This window comes from Psychrobacter sp. TB20-MNA-CIBAN-0197 (assembly GCF_040309765.1).
Lineage (GTDB): Bacteria > Pseudomonadota > Gammaproteobacteria > Pseudomonadales > Moraxellaceae > Psychrobacter > Psychrobacter submarinus.
The window spans coordinates 1-389 of the sequence record NZ_JBEOPC010000150.1 but is presented as its reverse complement, the minus strand read 5'-3'; the positions used below and the strand labels follow the sequence as shown (position 1 = coordinate 389).

The following is a 389-nucleotide window of genomic DNA, read 5'->3' as shown; positions in this document are numbered from 1 at the left end:
CTCCAGGACCTCGACGATGACGTCGAGCACCTGCTGCCAGTCGCCGGAGCGCTCGCGGGTCATGCTCAGGCTGAAGCTCGGCCGGTTGTCGGCCACGACTACGCCGTTGCGGTCGAAAATCAGCCCGCGCGTCGGCGGAATCGGCTGCACATGGACGCGGTTGTTTTCCGACAGGGTCGAGTGGTACTCGTACTGGATCACCTGCAGGTAATACAGACGCGCGATCAACACACAGATCAGCGCCACAATCACGATCGCACCGAACACGACACGGCTGCGCACCAGACGGGCGTCCTTTTCGTGGTCCTTGATGCGGATCGGCTGAGACATGAGGGCAGGCTTACTTGTGGTAAGGGTGGCCGGACAACACGGTCCAGGCACGGTACAAC

General features: G+C 62.0%; 1 pseudogene. It reads right to left on the bottom strand.

Annotated elements, in window-relative coordinates:
• Window positions 1–330: pseudogene (locus AAEY83_RS13065) on the bottom strand (hypothetical protein); the annotation flags it as partial.
• Window positions 331–389 lie beyond the last annotated feature (59 nt).